Below are 17,166 nucleotides of genomic sequence, written 5' to 3'. Positions count from 1 at the left end.
AGGGGGCCTTCAGCACCATGAGCGTTGTCACCAACACGACCACGATCGGCGCGATCGAAGCACCGAGCCGGCGCAACACCGAACTGATGATGATGGTCTTCGCCGTCGCCATCTCCGTATTCGCGTACGCCAATGTGGGCCTCGCCCTCCATGGCGAACTGCCGTCCGGCATGCTCGGATACGGACTGGGGCTCGCGCTGCTCGCAGCCGTTGCACATCTCGCGGTCCGCAGATTCGCGCCGTATGCGGACCCGCTGCTGCTGCCGCTCGCCACCCTGCTCAACGGCCTGGGCCTGGCCATCATCTGGCGTCTGGACCAGTCCGAGAGGTTCCAGTCGCTGGAGACCTTCGCGCCTGCCGCATCCAAGCAACTGATGTTCTCAGCGGTCGGCGTCGGGCTACTCGTCGTCGTACTGGTGGCCCTCAAGGATCACCGCATCCTGCAGCGCTACACCTACATCTCCATGGTCGTCGCGCTGATCCTGCTGATCCTGCCGATGTTCTTCCCCGCCGTGAACGGCGCCAAGATCTGGATCACCATCCCGGGTATCGGCACCATCCAGCCCGGCGAGTTCGCGAAGATCATCATCGCCGTATTCTTCGCGGGCTATCTGATGGTCAAGCGCGACGCACTCGCTCTGGCCAGCCGCCGATTCATGGGGCTGTACCTGCCGCGTGGCCGTGACCTCGGACCGATCCTCATGGTCTGGGCCTTCTCCATCCTGATCCTGGTCTTCGAAACCGACCTGGGCTCCTCCCTGCTGTTCTTCGGCATGTTCGTCGTGATGCTCTACGTGGCCACCGAACGCACCAGCTGGATCGTCTTCGGTCTGCTGATGTCCGCAGTCGGCGCCATCGGTGTCGCCTCGTTCGAACCGCACGTCCAGCAGCGTGTCACCGCCTGGCTCGACCCCTTCGCAGGCTGGGGCAAGGAGGCCGCGAGCGAGCAGATGGCCAAGTCCCTGATGGCCTTCGGCTCCGGCGGCATGTTTGGCACCGGACTCGGCCAGGGCAACTCCGACCTGATCGGCTTCGCTGCGAACTCCGACTTCATCCTCGCCACCGTCGGCGAGGAGCTCGGCCTCGCCGGAATGATGGCGATTCTCCTCATCTACGGTCTGATCATCGAGCGCGGCGTCCGTACCGCCCTCGCCGCCCGCGACCCCTTCGGCAAGCTCCTCGCAATCGGCCTCTCCAGCTCCTTCGCCATTCAGGTCTTCGTCGTTGCCGGCGGCGTCATGGGACTCATCCCGCTCACAGGCATGACCATGCCGTTCCTCGCGGCGGGCGGGTCGTCAGTGATCGCCAACTGGGCCCTGATCGGCATCCTGCTCCGCATCAGTGACACCGCGCGACGCCCCGCGCCGGCCCCGGCACCGTCACCCGACGCCGAGATGACCCAGGTGGTCCGACCGTGAACAAACCCGTTCGCAGCATCGCGGTCTTCTGCGGGCTGCTCGTCTTCGCGCTCCTGATCCGCGTCAACTGGCTGCAGTACGTGCGAGCCGACGAACTGAACGCGAATGAACACAACCGTCGCGTACAGATTGAGCGGTACGCACATGAGCGCGGCGACATCATCGTCGACGGCAACCCGGTCACCGGGTCGGTCGAGACCACGGACAGCGACTTCAAGTACAAGAGGGTCTGGAAGGACGGCCCCATGTGGGCGCCCGTAACCGGCTACTCCTCGCAGGCGTTCGATGCATCGCAGTTGGAGAAGCTCGAGGACGGAATCCTCACCGGCAACAGCGACCAGCTGTTCTTCGACCGCACGCTGTCACTCTTCACCGGTGAGAAGAAGACCGGCGGCAACGTCGTCACCACCCTCAACAGCGCCGCCCAGAAGGCCGCCTTCGACGGACTCGGCGACAAGAAGGGTGCCGTGGCCGCGATCGACCCGCAGACCGGCGCCATCCTGTCTCTGGTCAGCACTCCCTCCTACGACCCTTCGGTATTCGCGGGCAATTCCCTCAAGGACGCCGACGCCCGGCAACAGCTTCTGGAGGACAAGGACAAGCCGATGCTCAACCGGGCATTGCGCGAGACCTACCCCCCAGGATCAACCTTCAAGGTCGTCACCGCCGCGGCCGCGCTGGAGAACGGGCTGTACACCAGCATCGACGAGCCCACCAAGTCACCGCTGCCCTACCGGCTCCCGCTGACCACCGGCAACCTGGAGAACGAGGGCAACATCCCGTGCGAGAACGCTTCGCTCCGGGAAGCGCTGCGGTGGTCCTGCAACACCGTCTTCGGCAAGATCAGCGACGACCTCGGCAACGAGAAGATGATCGAGCAGGCCAACAAGTTTGGCTTCAACAAGGAAATCTTCACCCCGGTACGCGCCGACGCCAGCGTCTACCCCAAGGACAACCGGCCGCAGAACGCCATGGCCGGCATCGGTCAGGCGTCCAACCGCGCCACCCCGCTCCAGATGGCCATGGTCGCCGCCGCGGTCGCCAACGACGGCAAGCTGATGCAGCCGTACATGGTCGCCGAACGCCAGGCGCCCAACCTCGACGTCATCTACACCCACAAAAAGGAGCAGTTCAGCCAGCCCCTCTCGGCTGAGAACGCGCAGAAACTCCAGCAGATGATGGAGACCGTCGTCGAGACCGGCACCGGGCAGAAGGCCAAGATCCCCAACGCCACCGTCGGCGGCAAGACGGGTACGGCCCAGCACGGTCTCAACAACAGCGAGAAGCCGTACGCCTGGTTCATCTCCTATGCGAAGACGGACAGCGGCTCCCCGGTCGCCGTCGCCGTTGTCGTCGAGGACGGCCAGGCCAACCGTGACGACATCTCCGGCGGCGGTCTGGCCGCGCCTATCGCAAAGTCTGTAATGAAGGCGGTCATCGACAGTGAGAAGTGACACACATCACATCGGGCGCCATACCTGCACATTGGGATACCGGTCAGATATCAGGTCCGGACTCCGGGCCGATCAGGTAATGCGCGGCCGGTAGCGTATGCGCCAGCAGCACACCGCCGGACCGCACACCGGTGCGGTCGGGACTGACGGAGAGGGCTGGAACAGTTATGGAAGAGCCGCGTCGCCTCGGCGGCCGGTACGAGCTGGGCTCGGTGCTCGGCCGTGGTGGCATGGCCGAGGTCTACCTCGCACACGACACCCGGCTCGGCCGCACCGTAGCTGTGAAGACGTTGCGGGCCGATCTGGCCCGCGACCCGTCCTTCCAGGCCCGGTTCCGCCGTGAGGCCCAGTCCGCCGCCTCGCTCAACCACCCGGCGATCGTCGCTGTCTATGACACCGGTGAGGATTACGTCGACGGGGTCTCCATCCCGTACATCGTGATGGAGTACGTCGACGGGTCAACGCTCAGGGAACTTCTGCACTCCGGCCGCAAACTGCTGCCCGAGCGCACCCTGGAGATGACCGTCGGCATCCTCCAAGCGCTGGAGTACTCGCACCGCGCAGGCATCGTCCACCGCGACATCAAGCCGGCGAACGTCATGCTGACGCGCACCGGCCAGGTCAAGGTCATGGACTTCGGCATCGCCCGCGCCATGGGTGACTCCGGTATGACGATGACCCAGACCGCGGCCGTCATCGGCACCGCCCAGTACCTCTCCCCGGAGCAGGCCAAGGGCGAGCAGGTCGACGCGCGCTCCGACCTGTACTCGACCGGCTGCCTGCTCTACGAGCTGCTGACGGTCCGACCGCCGTTCATCGGGGACTCACCCGTCGCGGTCGCCTACCAGCACGTACGGGAAGAGCCGCAGAAGCCCAGCGACTTCGACCCCGAGATCACGCCCGAGATGGACGCGATCGTGTTGAAGGCCCTGGTCAAGGACCCCGACTACCGCTACCAGTCGGCCGACGAGATGCGCGCTGACATCGAGGCCTGCCTCGATGGCCAGCCGGTCGCCGCCACCGCGGCAATGGGTGTGCCCGGTTACGACGGTTACGGCAACGACCAGGCCACCACCATGCTGCGCGCCACGGACCAGAACGGCGCGCCCACGTCCATGCTGCCGCCGGTCAACCCGGACGACGGCGGCTACGGCTACGACGACCGCCCGGACCGCCGCCGCCAGAAGAAGAACAACATCTCGACGATCCTGCTGATCGTCGCGGGCATCCTGGTGCTCATCGGCGCGATTCTGATCGGCCGGTCGGTGTTCAGCGAAACCAACAGCAGCAGCGACACGGTCGATGTGCCGAGCATGGTCGGCTCGACCGTTAGCGAAGCACAGAAACTCGCGGAAAACTCCGGCGTCATTCTCAAGGTCGGCTCGCGCGAACCCTGCGAGGACCAGCCCAAGGGCAAGATCTGCAGCCAGAACCCGACCGCCGACGGCAAGATGGCGGAGAGAGAGACCGTCACGGTCGTCGTCTCCACCGGTGCGCCGAAGGTCGAGGTCCCGGACGTCGTGGAGAAGACCGAGGAGACTGCCCGAAAAGAGCTCGAGGACAAGGGCTTCACGGTGAACGTCACCGCGGTCGAGTCCGAAAAGACCGCGGGTAGGGTCATCAAACAGGACCCTGAGGGCAACACGAAGGCCGAGAAGAACTCCGAGGTCACGATCACGGTCGCCAAGCAGGCCACCCAGAAGGTGCCGCCCGTGGTCGACCGGGACTACGACGCTGCGGTGGCTCAGCTCAACGGCCTAGGCTTCACCAACATCTCCAGGACCGACGTCGATTCGGACAAGCCCGCGAACCAGGTGATCAGCCAGACTCCGCCCGGCAACTCGATGCAGCCGCCGACGACCCAGATCGTGCTGACGGTCTCGAAGGGCCCGCAGCAGCAGCCGCAGGTCGCGGTTCCCGAAGTCAGGGCCAAAAAGGTTTCCGAGGCCAAGCAGATGCTCGCCCAGGCCGGCTTCACGAATATCCAGTTCGCGAACGGCAGCTCCCAGGACGACAACGCCATCGTCGCCGGCATCGACCCTCAGCCGGGTACCCAGGTGGACCCGGCGAACACTCCCATCACACTCACGACGGTGGGTGGCAACGGAAACGGAAACGGAAACGACAAATTCTTCGGCGGCCCGTCCGGCTCACGGGACTGACCCCGAACCGCACCACCCATCGGGCCTCGGTCACCACAACGGTGACCGAGGCCCTTTGCTGTGTCCGCCGCACCACCCGGTATACGGCACATTCAGCCCTAAACTGATCGTGTCTTCATACGCACTGATTCGTTGGACCGGTGCGGTGGCGTGGGGTCCAGGCCCCACTCCCTGACCCAGATCACAACCCCAGACAGGCCCCAGTGCCGCGACCAGCACGGTTTGCCGCGGAGTTCGGCGTGACAGCCTGCCACGCTAACGCAGCTCTGCCGGCTTCGTACGGTCCTTGTCCACTTTCTCCGTACGCACCAGCTCGCCCCACACGATGTAGCGGTACTTCGACGTGTAGACCGGTGTGCAGGTCGTCAACGTGATGTAGCGGCCGGGCTCCTTCGCTCCCGATCCCTTCGGTACCGCCTGCAGCACATCGACGTTGTACTTCGACGTCTGGGGAAGCTCCTTGAAGACCTTGTAGACGTACCAGGTGTCCCTGGTCTCGAAGACGACCGCGTCCCCCGTCTTCACCTTGTCGATGTTGTGGAACTTGGCACCGTGCCCGTCTCGGTGTGCCGCCAGGGTGAAGTTGCCCTTCTGGTCCGAGGGGAGAGCCGACTTCACCGGGTCCGTGTAATAGCCCGCGATGCCGTCGTTGAGGTTCTCGGTGTCGGTGCCTTTCTTGACCAGCACCTCGCCGTTCTTCATCGCCGGAACGTGCAAGAAGCCGATGCCGTCCTTGGTGTCCAGCGCGCCCGGTCCGCTCGCCCAGCGGTGGCGGACAGTGTGGCCCTGTTCGGTGGCTTCGCGATCGGCGAGCACATTTGTCCACCAGAGGGAGTAGACGACGAAGAGACCCAGCACCACGCCTGCGGTGATCAGCAGTTCGCCGAAAACACTGACCGCGGTCGCGACGGGATGGCGGCCGCTGCGCCGCGGCGGGGGCGCAAACTCACCGATTCGCTCTTCGTACTCGGCCCTCGCTGTCACCGCACCCCTCCCTGTCGTGATGATGTTTCAGCCGACGAGCGCGTCGGGCTTCCCCTTGCTGCGTGGGCGTTCGTCGACCATCTTGCCCCAGACGATCAAGCGGTACGTACTTGTGAATTCCGGCGTACAGGTCGTCAGCGTGATGTACCGCCCCGGCTCGGTGAACCCCGAACCGGGCGGCACCGGGCCGATCACCGAGACATTGGACGGCGATGTCTGCGGAAGGGTTTTCGTCGCCTCGTACGTGTAGTACGCACTCTGCGTCTCGACCACGATCAGGTCACCGGGGTGGAGCTGGTTGATATAGCGGAACGGCTCGCCGTGCGTGTTGCGGTGGCCCGCCAGCGCGAAGTTGCCCTGCTTGGCCGACGGCATCGCGGTGCGGAGCGCGCCCTCGCCGTAGTGGCCGACCATGCCTCGGTCGAGGACCTTCTCCTTGCTGATGCCCTCGGCGATCGGAGCGACCACGTCCAGTTTGGGGATGTGGATGATGGCGAATCCCTGCCCCGCTTCGAACACACCCGGATCGCGGTCGCCCTTCGCCCAGTCGTCCTGGATCTTGTGCGTCTCCTTGCCGGTGTACTGGACGGCGCGCACATTCGTCCACCACAGCTGGTACGTGACGAAGAGCAGCATGGTCACGCCGAGGGTGATGAACAGTTCCCCGACGACCCTGCTGGCAACAACAGCCGGGCTGTCCTTGGCAGCGCGCGCCGCACGCCGTGCCTCGACGCGTGACATCGGCCTCGCGGTCGGCGCCGCGGCTGACGCCGTTGTCTCCGGCCGCGGTTCGGTGCGTCGGCGGCCACGCCCCTTGGCAGCGCGTCGGCGCTCGGCGCGGCCTCCGGTGCGTGGTTCCGTATCGGCCCGGTCGGGCCCCGTGCCCGGTTCTGCGAAGCTCTCCGTATCGCTCGCCGACCCCGTACCCGACTCCAGCTCCGGCTCGGAATTCGGCTGCCGGGTCGTCACCACCCGGTCGACCAGAGGCCGGAGGTTCGCCGTCCGAAGACCGACCGTCTCGTCATCGAGCGGGAAGGAATGGGTGACGGGTTGCGCCCAGTGCGTCGGCGCGGGCGTCGGCGCGGGCGTCGGCGCGGGCGTCTGATGCCTATACCAGTCCCGTTCGAATCCCTCGGGGTCGTACCACTCCCGCAGAGTCTCCTCGGGCTTCTGCTCCCCTTGTGGCGGCTGCGCCTGCGGGGGCTGATCCGGCGCCCTGTGCAGCCCCCGTCCTCGCGCCTGCCTCTGTTCCTGCCCCGCCGCCGGCTCCTCCGACGGGATGTTGCCCGCCCGGAACCACGGCGAGGCATGCTGCCCCGGCAGCGGATCGTTCAGCGGATCCGCCAGTTGATCGACCGCCGCCTCGAACGCGCCCGCGGTCTCGTACGCTCCTTGCTCGTACGGGCCGTCCTGTCCGGCGTCGTATTCGGGGCGGAGTGCGGTCACGCGACGGCCTTGCCCACCACCGGTGCGAGCCCCGCCGACCTCGCGACGGCTCCTGTGTCGCCACACTGTGCCAGCCAGTTGGCCAGCATCAGATGGCCGTGCTCGGTCAGCACCGACTCCGGGTGGAACTGCACGCCCTCCACTGCCAGTTCGCGGTGGCGCAGCCCCATGATGATGCCGTCGGCGGTGCGCGCGGTCACTTCCAGTTCCGGTGGAACTGTGTCGGGTTCGGCGGCGAGCGAGTGGTAGCGGGTCGCGGTGAAGGGGGACGGCAGACCGGTGAAGACCCCGGTGCCCTTGTGGGTCACCAGCGAGGTCTTGCCGTGCAGCAGCTCGGGGGCGCGGTCCACCACACCGCCGTACGCCACCGCCATCGACTGCATCCCGAGGCAGACCCCGAAGACCGGAACGCCCGTGGCCGCGCAGTGACGCACCATCTCGACGCAGACGCCTGCCTGCTCCGGGGTGCCGGGGCCGGGTGACAGCAGCACGCCGTCGAAGCCGTCCTGGGCGTGTGCCGTGGTCACCTCGTCGTTGCGCAGCACTTCACACTCGGCGCCGAGCTGGTAGAGGTACTGGACGAGGTTGAAAACAAAGCTGTCGTAGTTGTCCACGACAAGGATGCGGGCACTCACTGGCCGGCCCCCGATCCGGTCGAGCCGTCGACCGTCGCCTCGCCGAACGGAAGCAGAGGCTCCGCCCATGGGAAGACGTACTGGAAGAGCGCATAGACGACAGCCAGCACCAGCACCAGCGAGATGAGCGAACGCACCCATGTGTTGCCCGGCAGATGCCGCCAGATCCAGCCGTACATGCTGTCCCCTCCATTCGGTACGGGACCAGACTAAAGGGCCGGGGCAGGAGCGTGGGTCAGCTGTGGAAAGCTGCCGGTTTGCCATCGGTCACAGGCTGGGTCGCATCGAGGTGCGCCCAGGCGATCAGGCGGTGGCTGCTGCCCCATTCAGGGTCGCAGGTGGTCAGCGTCAGATAACGGCCGGGCCCGTCGAAGCCGGACTTGCGGGGGACGGGGTCGATGACCCCGATGTCGCTCGGCAGCGTCCGGTAAGGCTTCTTGTCGATGCGGTACGTGAACCACGTCTCCCCGTCCGTCAGCACCACCGCGTCTCCCGGGCGCAGTTTCGGGAAGTCCTTGAACGGGTCCCCGTATGTGCGACGGTGTCCGGCCACCGCGAAATTGCCCTTCGCGCCGAGGCGGGCGGTCCCGGTGTAGTGGCCGAGCCCCTTCTGCAGGGTCCTGACTTCGGTGTTCTCCAGGACGGGCCACTCCCAGCGCTTGCCGAAGCGGGGTATGTACAGCATCGCGAACGGCTTGCCGTCCCGGTACGCCACGGGCGCGGTGGGCGCCGACGGCGTCGGGGATGTGTGCGGCGCGGGTGCGGACACCGTTCCCTGCGCCCACTGGTCGCGCAGGGAATCGATCTGTCCCTCGGTCGCGCCGGCGGCCTTCACTCCGGTCCAGAACAGCACATACACCACAAAGAGCATGATCAGGGCACCGGCAGTGATGCAGAGTTCACTGAACGTCCTCACGATCAGTCGCACCGACACCCCGTCGGCCTCCCCACAGCTGCTCGCTACTTCACCGGCTCCGCATAGTGGAGATCCACTGTGCCCGAGTAGCCGGGAAGAGTCACCGCCTCGTGCTCGTCGACTTTCCAGCCGAGCCCGTACGCCTTCACATACAGCAGGTAGTTGCTGATCGCCGGGGAGTTGTCGAGTGCCTGCTTGAGCCTGGCCGGGTCACCCACAGCGGTGATCTTGTACGGCGGGGAGTAGACCCGGCCCTGGAGGATCAGGGTGTTGCCGACGCAGCGCACCGCGCTGGTGGAGATCAGCCGCTGGTCCATGACCTGGATGCCCTGGGCGCCCCCCTGCCAGAGGGCGTTGACGACTGCCTGCAGGTCCTGCTGGTGAATGACCAGGTCATTGGGTTGCGGATCGGGGTAGCCGGGGCTGGCGGTGGCGTTGGGCGGGGCGTCGTCGAGCGTGACGGCCACGGACCGGCCCGAGAGCTTTGTCGTGCCCGCGGCCCGCTCCAACTCCTTGAGCCGGGCGTCCTCCGCCTGGGTACTGCCGTCGTCACGCCGGGCGAGGGTGTCGATGTCCTCGCGCACGGATGCGTTGGCCTCGTCCAGCTGTGCGTTCTTGCCGCTGCGCTGCTGGATGAGGTCGGAGAGCTTGAGCAACGAGGAGTCGGTGCGGATATTGGTGCCCTTGGCCGTGTTGGCGCTGGTGACGAAGATCAGTCCGGCGAGGGCGAAGACGGCAGCGGTGAACACCCGGCCCGGGTGGCGGAAGATGCGCTGGACCGGCCCTTGGGGGAAGTCGGCAGAATTGCTCAACGTACCCTTATCTCCTTCGGCGCCACGGAAGCACTACGCTAACGGAGACCCGGGGGAGGCAGGATTCCCCCTCGCGCCCTGCCCCGGCGCCAGCCACAGTTCCCTGCGCGGTCACGCAGCGCATCGACAGGAGAGTTGCTCGTGCCGAAGTCACGTATCCGCAAGAAGGCCGACTTCACGCCCCCTCCGACGAAGCAGGCAGCCAACGTAAAGCTGACCAGCCACAGCTGGGTGGCGCCGGTGATGCTGTCGCTCTTCCTGATCGGTCTGGCCTGGATCGTCGTTTTCTATGTGACCGACGGTTATCTGCCGATCACGTCACTGGGGAACTGGAACATCGTCGTCGGCTTCGGCTTCATCGCCGGCGGCTTCGGTGTCTCCACGCAGTGGAGGTAGCACCGCCGGGCACGTGATCCCACAGCAGAGCCCGGCCCTGCAACCCTTGCCCCGAGTTACCCACAGAGTTATCCACAGGCAGGGGAAAAGGTCAGACGATCTGTGGATAACTCCCTGGCTGTTGACGCCGATGTGACTGCAGCCTCCCTCATCGAGGGCTGGCACGCCCCTTGTCTCTGCTGGAAAAACCCAGTTCAGCGACAAGGGGCACAGCTGTTCCCACAGAATGCACAAGATCCCGCACGCGCTGTGGACAACTGACTGAGGGAGCACCCAGGGAGCGCCCAGGGAGCAGTCGTCCCGCTCAGGTCAGCGCGGCTGTTCTGGCGATGACGATGCCGACCACAGCCACCAGGACCAGGGCGCAGGTGCCGTACTGCACCAACGCGCGCCGCTCACGAGGTGCGTGCACCATGGCGATCGCGATCAGCGTGCCCGCGATCAGACCACCGACATGTGCCTGCCAGGCAATTCCGCCCCAGGGGTTGAAGGTGATGACCAGGTTCACCGCAAGGAGCACCAGGACCGGGCGCATGTCGTAGTTGAGCCGTCGCATGAGTACGGCGGTGGCACCCAGCAGGCCGAAGATCGCTCCGGAGGCTCCGAGCGAGCCCTGTACAGGCGCGGAGAGCCAGTAGGTGAGGGCACCGCCCGCCAGGCCGGAGAGCATGTAGAGCGTGAGATAGCGGGCACGGCCGAGCGCCGCCTCCAGCGGCCCGCCGAGCCACCACAGACCCAGCATGTTGAACACGATGTGCCACATCTCCTGATGCAGGAACATCGACGTCACCAGCCGGTACCACTGGCCCTCGGCGACGCCTTCCAGCGGACCGCCGAGCTCGGTCGTGGCGCGGCCGAGCAGCATCAGCTCGTCGATCAGCGCGCCGTTCACCTGCACAGCGATGTACACGGCGACATTGATACCGAGAAGGATCTTGGTGATGAGCCGGGGATCGGCCGTGATGCTGCCGCCCGCGAGGGTGCGCGGCCGACTGGCGGCCGGGCCGTGTCCCGTACCGGATCCCTGGCGGACACAGTCCGGGCACTGGAAGCCGACCGCGGCGTTGACCATGCACTCGGGGCAGATCGGTCGGTCGCAGCGGGTGCAACGGATGTGCGTCCCACGACCGGGGTGGCGGTAGCAGCTGAGCGAGCCGTCCGTGGTGGCGGACCGATCCTGGTCTTGCGGCGGCTGCTGGTCCATCGGTCCCATCGCTTCCCGGTCCCCTCGGTGCTCGTCGTGGCGGCAGCACGCACAACGCAGCCCTGCTCGTCCGCTATCTAACGTACGGACGAGCAGGGCGGTTGGTTCCCCGAAAGGACAATCAGAGTGTGATCACTTATTTACCACTAGTGATCATCGGTTCTCGATGACGACCGACTCGATCACGACGTCCTGAAGCGGACGGTCGGTGCGGGCGTTGGTCTTGGTGGCCGCGATGGCGTCCACGACCTTCTTGCTGGCGGGGTCGACGACCTCACCGAAGATGGTGTGCTTGCCGGTCAGCCAGGCTGTCGGCGAAACGGTCACGAAGAACTGCGAGCCGTTGGTGCCCGGGCCGGCGTTGGCCATGGCCAGCAGGTACGGCTTGTTGAAGCTGAGGTCGGGGTGGAACTCGTCACCGAACTCGTACCCCGGGCCACCGGTGCCGTTGCCCAGCGGGTCGCCGCCCTGGATCATGAAGCCACTGATGACACGGTGGAAGACGGTGCCGTCGTACAGCCTGTCCGTGGACTTCTTGCCGGTCTCGGGATGCGTCCACTCGCGCTCACCCTTGGCGAGCTCGACGAAGTTCTTGACCGTCTTTGGCGCGTGGTTCGGCAGGAGCCGGATCTCGATGTCGCCCTGATTGGTCTTCAAGGTGGCGTAAAGCTGCTCAGCCACGATCTGCCTTCCGTAAGTCTTCAGTGTCGTTCAGTAACGTCAAGTCTTCAGTGACGTTCACCGATCCTCGCACGGACCGTCCGCTCCGTCGCCCGGCCGCCACCGCCGACGCACTGCACTCACCCTTCTCGCCTGATTCCGCGCCCGTGCGCCGAGGCCGCTTTCGCCCACTCACCAGCGACTTCCCCCAAACTCTCACGCCCGCCCACGGGAACAAATGCAGCCAAGTGCGTGACGAACCGGCGTGGGCTGAACCGAACCGTGGCATTGTCGTCGAAAAGATACCTTTTCACCGTATTGCCGGAAGACATCACCAATGAACTGAATAACCCGGATGCCCGCCCCGCATGCCATACAGGCCCACGGCAGGCATGATCTCGAAATGGGTGGAAAGGCGGAGTATCTACCCGCCACCAAGGAGGAGGATCCCGTGACCCGCATCGACAGCGTGCGCGCCGCAACCGACTCGGCGAAGGACACCATGCAGCACGCCGCGGAAGTGGTGGCGCCCTACGCCGGCACGGCCAAGGACCAGGCCGCACATCTTGCGTACGAGACCCGCACGCGGCTCGCGCCGAAGGTGTCGAAGGCAGCCCAGCAGGCCCGCGTCCAATACGACGCGCATCTCGCACCACGTATCGAACTGGCCCGTTCTCATGTACCCCCCAAGGTCGACGAGGCCGCCCAGCGCGCCGCGCTCCGCACCCGCCGGGCCGCCCGTACCGCCGCGGACTACACCGTGCCGCGCGTCGAGCACGCGAGGGCCATCGCCCAGCCCATGGCCGAGGAGGCCTCGGCCCGCAGCGCCGCCGCGCTGGCCGCGCTGCGCAGTCAGGTCACGGCGAAGGAGATCAAGCAGCTGGCCAGAAAGCACGAGCGGCGGGCGAAGGCCGGGCGGCTGTTCAAGAGGTTCGTCGTGGTCGGCGTCGTGGCGGGCGCTGCCTACGCCGCCTGGAGGTGGTGGGACAAGCAGGCCAACCCGGACTGGCTGGTCGAACCGCCCGCTCCCACGGAGGTCTCCGACCGCGCGCCCCTGTCCTCGGTCGACGGCAGTGGTCCGAGCTCCCTCGACCCGGAGTCCCAGACGGAGACCAAGCGGACGGACGGCCCGGAAGGCGTGGACGGCACCGATCTCGACGACCGCCGCTGAACAGCCCACACGACGAACGGGCGCTGGAGGACCTGAGGTCTTCCAGCGCCCGTTCTGTCATCAGTGGAGCCTAGGAGATTCGAACTCCTGACATCTGCCTTGCAAAGGCAGCGCTCTACCAACTGAGCTAAGGCCCCGAAAAAGCGGACAGCACCGGACGCTTCAGCGTCTCGGCAACCGCCGCAGACCAGAGTACCGGGTACCCCCCGGAATCTCGCAATAAAGATGGGGACTCCCGGTCGGCAACCGCTCTCCGTAAGATGCTCGACGAGGTTCGCAGCAGCGAAGCCGCAGCGAAGGGGAGACGCCATGGATGCAGCTCAGCAAGAGGCAACAGCAAGAGCCAGGGAGCTTCAGCGCAGTTGGTACGGAGAACCTCTCGGGGCGCTCTTCCGCCGGCTGATCGATGATCTCGGCCTGAACCAGGCCCGGCTCGCTGCGGTCCTCGGGCTGTCCGCCCCCATGCTCTCCCAGCTGATGAGCGGCCAGCGGGCGAAGATCGGCAATCCTGCGGTCGTCCAGCGTGTCCAGGCTCTGCAGGAACTCGCCGGTCAAGTCGCCGACGGCAGCGTCAGCGCGGGAGAGGCCACCGACCGCATGGAAGAGATCAAGAAGTCCCAGGGCGGCTCCGTCCTCACCGGCACCAGCCAGACCGCCAACACCGGCGGCGCCCCGACCGTCCGGCGTGTGGTGCGTGAGATCCAGTCGCTGCTGCGGTCGGTCGCGGCCGCCGGCGACATCATCGATGCCGCCGACTCCCTCGCCCCGACCCACCCGGAACTGGCAGAGTTCCTCAAGGTGTACGGCGCAGGGCGCACTGCGGACGCGGTGGCGCACTACGAGGGAAACCAGAGCTAGTGCCGCGACCGGCAAGGTTTGCCCGTCAAGGAGCGGCGGCTGGTGCGTGTGATCGCAAGGCGGCCAGAAGCCCTTGTAGCGGAGCTACATGGGCTTGTGGCCAACGCCGCGAGCGCGCGTACCGGCCGCCGCTCCTTGACGGGCAAACCTTTGCCGGTCGCGGCACTAGGGCCTGTCCCTCCCATGCCGCTACCCGAGAACCGGGCACGAGCCGAAGAAGGAACTGGGAGCGGGCGCAGCGCAATGGGTGAGGTCTTCGCCGGTCGGTACGAACTGATCGATCCGATCGGACGTGGTGGGGTCGGCGCCGTCTGGCGTACCTGGGACCACCGGCGCCGCCGCTATGTGGCGGCCAAGGTCCTCCAGCAGAGCGACGCACATACGTTGCTGCGCTTCGTCCGCGAGCAGGCGCTACGGATCGAGCATCCGCATGTGCTCGCCCCGGCCAGCTGGGCCGCGGATGACGACAAGGTCCTATTCACCATGGATCTGGTGAGCGGCGGTTCGCTGGCGCATGTCATCGGCGACTATGGACCGCTGCCCCCTCGTTTCGTCTGCACGCTGCTCGATCAGCTGCTGTCCGGACTGTCGACGGTGCATGCGGAAGGCGTGGTGCACCGGGACATCAAACCCGCCAACATCCTGATGGAGGCCACCGGCACCGGACGGCCGCATCTGCGGCTGTCCGACTTCGGTATCTCCATGCGCAAGGGCGAGCCGCGGCTCACCGAGACCAACTACGTGGTGGGAACGCCCGGTTACTTCGCGCCCGAGCAGATGATGGGCGCGGAACCCGATTTCCCCGCGGACCTCTTCGCAGTCGGACTGGTCGCGCTGTATCTGCTGCACGGGAAGAAGCCGGACGCGCAGGCCCTCATCGAGTACTTCGCCTCGCACGGCACTCCCGGCGCCCCGGAGGGGATTCCTGAGCCGCTGTGGCAGGTCCTTGCGGGGCTGCTGCAACCGGATCCCCAGGCCCGTTTCCGTACGGCCACGGGCGCGCGCAAGGCGCTGACGGCCGCGGTCGACATGCTGCCCGAGCCCGGCGCCGACGACGAGCCGGTGGAGGTCTTCGACCAACTCGGGCCACTGCCCGCCGGCTTCGGCCCCGCCGGACCGATCAAGGCCCCCCGGGCGGTCGCACAGGACGCGCGGCCCGCACAGACGGACCAGGCAGCCCAGCAGCCCGTACAGCGGCCCTACACCCAGCCGCCGGTCCCGATGTCGGAAACGGGCAGCTTCCGCCTCCCGCCACCTCCGCAGCAGCCCACACCGGCGGAGCCGGCCACGCCCCCCACACCGATCCCGGCGCACACGGCCGCCCCCTTCCCCACGCGCGTGCCGGATCCTTCGCAGGCACCCACGGCCGCGGCGCAGCACGAACCGGCTCTCACCCGTGCGTACACCGCCGGGCAGCCGCAGGTCCCCACTCCCGGAGCAGGGGTTTCCCCGCACCTCTCGGCCGATTTTCCCGCGCACGCACCGCAGAAGCGTCCGGGACCGCCCCCGACGGTAGCGGTCCCGGTCCTGCTGGTGGCACTGATCTGTTTCGCCGTGGGCATCTGGGCGCTGACCCAGAGCTAAGCACGGCCGACCGGAGCCCCAGTCGTACGCGGCAGCGGCTCCGGCCCCGGCTACCAGGCCTGCGGAGGTCCTCCGTGCGGCGGCTGCCCGCCCCCGGCCTGGCCTCCCGCAACCGGACCGTTCGAACCGATCGGGGCCACCGGGGCGGTCACCGCGCGGCGCCGTGCCAGCAGCGTCCACACACCCAGCCCGAGCACCAGCACCGCGCCCACGCCGATCCCGGCCACGCCGACCGTCCTCATGGTGTCGCTCCTGGCCGCCTCGGGGCCGCTCTGGCCGCTCCTCGCCATGTCCCTGTCGTGCTGTGTGACCGAGAAGTTCCCGGCATCCCCCGCGTACGGCGACTTCCCCGCCGTCCCCTCGACCTTGATCCTGAGGGTCAGCGGTATCGCCTTGTCGCCGTACGACTTCGCGACCTCGGGGCTGAGGGACACCGACAGGTAGTACCAGCCGGCAAACCGCATGGCACTGACACTGCTGGTGGACTCGTAGCGGTTCTCGTACGCCACCGGAGGCAGCGGGTCCAGCGACACGGACGCGGGCTTGCCGGAGTACGACAGCGGCGACGCGTCATCGACATGGCCGTGCGCCGGATTGTCCAGAGACATCGCGAGCGCGTTGCCGATGTATTCGTCCGAGGCGTTGTTGTTGCTCAGGTCGGCGGTGGCGAAGATCTGCTGGCCCCAGTCCACCGGTACCTGGTAGAAGCGGGTCTGCCCGGGTGCGATGTTGTCGTGCCACTCGCCGGTTTCCAGGCTGGTCGCGTCGAAGTAGCTGGTACCGCCCGACCGCTTCTGCGGGGCTGCGGTGGGCGGCACGGGCGACGCCGACGGCCAGTTCTCCGGCGCCTGGGTCGGCATCGAACTGCCCGACTTCAGCTGCGGCTCCGACGCGTACCGCAGTTCCAGGTCCCACTCGTCGGGTGCCGAGGTGGCCTTGCTCTCCCGCTCGATCAGGACGTTGTACGTTCCGGCTTCCTGACAGGTGCTGCTGTCCTTCTCCATGATCCGGTAGGCGTACGCCGCGATCGGACGCGGAAATTCCGCCGACTCGAACCGCGCATCCTCCGAACTGCACTGCCTGTCCGCACTGTCCCTGATGCTGACCGTGATGCCGTCCCCGTAGGCGACCTGGCCGCCGCCCTTGGGCACGGCCACCGCCGAGACGTAGGCGTTCGTCTTCTCGTCGAGGTCCAGACGGTAGTAGAGCTTCTCGCCTCGCTTGATCGAGCTCTTGTGGACCGATCCGGGCGTGAGCGCAGACGCCTCGGTGCTGGTCTCCGTCCCGCTGACCTTCTTCGCCTCAGGATCGAAGGTGTACGCAGCGGGCTCCTCGGCCGCGTAAGCCTGCCCCGGCAGCGCCACCACCGCGCACATCGCCGCGACCGTGGCCAGCGCCACCCGGCCCCCGTTGCGCTGCCTCATCACGCGCTTCCCCTCGTCGTCTCCGTGGCCCGCCTGCGACTC

At 66.8% G+C, this 17,166-nt stretch carries 16 protein-coding genes and 1 tRNA gene; 7 read left to right on the top strand and 10 right to left on the bottom strand.

Going from position 1 to position 17,166, the window contains the following annotated elements; all coding sequences use genetic code 11:
* Positions 1-17: 17 nt before the first annotated feature.
* The 3 genes from ABT115_RS03240 (at position 18) to pknB (ending at position 5,034) form a co-directional block, all read left to right on the top strand.
* Positions 18-1,418 (top strand): FtsW/RodA/SpoVE family cell cycle protein, encoded by a 1,401-nt coding sequence (locus ABT115_RS03240; protein WP_351783458.1) that lies wholly within the window; start codon positions 18-20, stop codon positions 1,416-1,418.
* Positions 1,415-2,872 (top strand): penicillin-binding transpeptidase domain-containing protein, encoded by a 1,458-nt coding sequence (locus ABT115_RS03235; RefSeq protein WP_351783456.1) that lies wholly within the window; start codon positions 1,415-1,417, stop codon positions 2,870-2,872. Before ABT115_RS03240 ends, ABT115_RS03235 begins: the two co-directional genes overlap by 4 nt.
* 167 nt (positions 2,873-3,039) lie before the next feature.
* Positions 3,040-5,034 (top strand): Stk1 family PASTA domain-containing Ser/Thr kinase, encoded by a 1,995-nt coding sequence (pknB, locus tag ABT115_RS03230; protein ID WP_351783454.1) that lies wholly within the window; start codon positions 3,040-3,042, stop codon positions 5,032-5,034.
* Positions 5,035-5,289: 255 nt separating this feature from the next.
* Here the strand turns inward: pknB and ABT115_RS03225 are convergent, their stop codons facing one another.
* From ABT115_RS03225 to ABT115_RS03200, 6 genes are read right to left on the bottom strand one after another with little or no spacing between them, the layout of a single operon-like run.
* Positions 5,290-6,018: a class E sortase gene (locus tag ABT115_RS03225; protein WP_351783452.1), complete on the bottom strand. Its 729-nt coding sequence runs from the start codon at positions 6,016-6,018 to the stop codon at positions 5,290-5,292.
* A 27-nt stretch (positions 6,019-6,045) separates the two neighbouring features.
* On the bottom strand, positions 6,046-7,464 hold the full coding sequence (locus ABT115_RS03220) for a class E sortase (RefSeq protein ID WP_351783450.1): 1,419 nt from the start codon (positions 7,462-7,464) through the stop codon (positions 6,046-6,048).
* Positions 7,461-8,099 (bottom strand): aminodeoxychorismate/anthranilate synthase component II, encoded by a 639-nt coding sequence (locus tag ABT115_RS03215; RefSeq protein WP_351783448.1) that lies wholly within the window; start codon positions 8,097-8,099, stop codon positions 7,461-7,463. The genes ABT115_RS03220 and ABT115_RS03215 overlap by 4 nt, the downstream gene beginning before the upstream one ends.
* On the bottom strand, positions 8,096-8,278 hold the full coding sequence (locus tag ABT115_RS03210; protein ID WP_351783446.1) for a hypothetical protein: 183 nt from the start codon (positions 8,276-8,278) through the stop codon (positions 8,096-8,098). Before ABT115_RS03210 ends, ABT115_RS03215 begins: the two co-directional genes overlap by 4 nt.
* Before the next feature lie 56 nt (positions 8,279-8,334).
* The gene (locus ABT115_RS03205; RefSeq protein WP_351783444.1) at positions 8,335-9,033 is read right to left on the bottom strand and encodes a class E sortase; all 699 of its coding nucleotides are present in this window, start codon (positions 9,031-9,033) and stop codon (positions 8,335-8,337) included.
* Between the two features lie 26 nt (positions 9,034-9,059).
* Positions 9,060-9,827: a DUF881 domain-containing protein gene (locus ABT115_RS03200; RefSeq protein ID WP_351783442.1), complete on the bottom strand. Its 768-nt coding sequence runs from the start codon at positions 9,825-9,827 to the stop codon at positions 9,060-9,062.
* 141 nt (positions 9,828-9,968) lie between these two features.
* Between ABT115_RS03200 and crgA the strand changes: the two genes are divergently transcribed.
* A complete protein-coding gene (gene crgA / locus ABT115_RS03195; protein ID WP_351783440.1) occupies positions 9,969-10,223 on the top strand; it encodes a cell division protein CrgA in 255 nt (84 codons plus the stop codon).
* A 304-nt stretch (positions 10,224-10,527) separates the two neighbouring features.
* Here crgA and ABT115_RS03190 read toward each other — a convergent pair whose 3' ends face one another.
* Positions 10,528-11,427, bottom strand: coding sequence for a rhomboid family intramembrane serine protease (locus ABT115_RS03190; protein WP_351783613.1), 900 nt, complete (start codon positions 11,425-11,427; stop codon positions 10,528-10,530).
* Between the two features lie 153 nt (positions 11,428-11,580).
* Positions 11,581-12,108 (bottom strand): peptidylprolyl isomerase, encoded by a 528-nt coding sequence (locus ABT115_RS03185; RefSeq protein ID WP_351783438.1) that lies wholly within the window; start codon positions 12,106-12,108, stop codon positions 11,581-11,583.
* A gap of 430 nt (positions 12,109-12,538) precedes the next feature.
* Here ABT115_RS03185 and ABT115_RS03180 point away from each other — a divergent pair, with 430 nt between their 5' ends.
* Positions 12,539-13,258, top strand: coding sequence for a DUF5324 family protein (locus ABT115_RS03180; RefSeq protein WP_351783436.1), 720 nt, complete (start codon positions 12,539-12,541; stop codon positions 13,256-13,258).
* A gap of 64 nt (positions 13,259-13,322) precedes the next feature.
* Here the strand turns inward: ABT115_RS03180 and ABT115_RS03175 are convergent.
* A tRNA-Ala gene (locus ABT115_RS03175) sits at positions 13,323-13,395 on the bottom strand.
* 172 nt (positions 13,396-13,567) lie between these two features.
* Here ABT115_RS03175 and ABT115_RS03170 point away from each other — a divergent pair.
* Complete coding sequence (locus ABT115_RS03170; protein WP_351783434.1) at positions 13,568-14,116, top strand: helix-turn-helix domain-containing protein; 549 nt, start codon at positions 13,568-13,570, stop codon at positions 14,114-14,116.
* 243 nt (positions 14,117-14,359) lie between these two features.
* Positions 14,360-15,700 (top strand): serine/threonine protein kinase, encoded by a 1,341-nt coding sequence (locus ABT115_RS03165; RefSeq protein ID WP_351783432.1) that lies wholly within the window; start codon positions 14,360-14,362, stop codon positions 15,698-15,700.
* Positions 15,701-15,750: 50 nt separating this feature from the next.
* On the opposite strand, the gene ABT115_RS03160 is transcribed toward ABT115_RS03165, so the two are convergent.
* On the bottom strand, positions 15,751-17,124 hold the full coding sequence (locus tag ABT115_RS03160) for a hypothetical protein (protein ID WP_351783430.1): 1,374 nt from the start codon (positions 17,122-17,124) through the stop codon (positions 15,751-15,753).
* Positions 17,125-17,166: the final 42 nt, after the last annotated feature.

Source organism: Streptomyces sp. NPDC001832 (assembly GCF_040297265.1).
Lineage (GTDB): Bacteria > Actinomycetota > Actinomycetes > Streptomycetales > Streptomycetaceae > Streptomyces.
The sequence above is the reverse complement of the archived record's forward strand: the minus strand, read 5'-3'. Positions and strand labels throughout refer to the sequence as shown.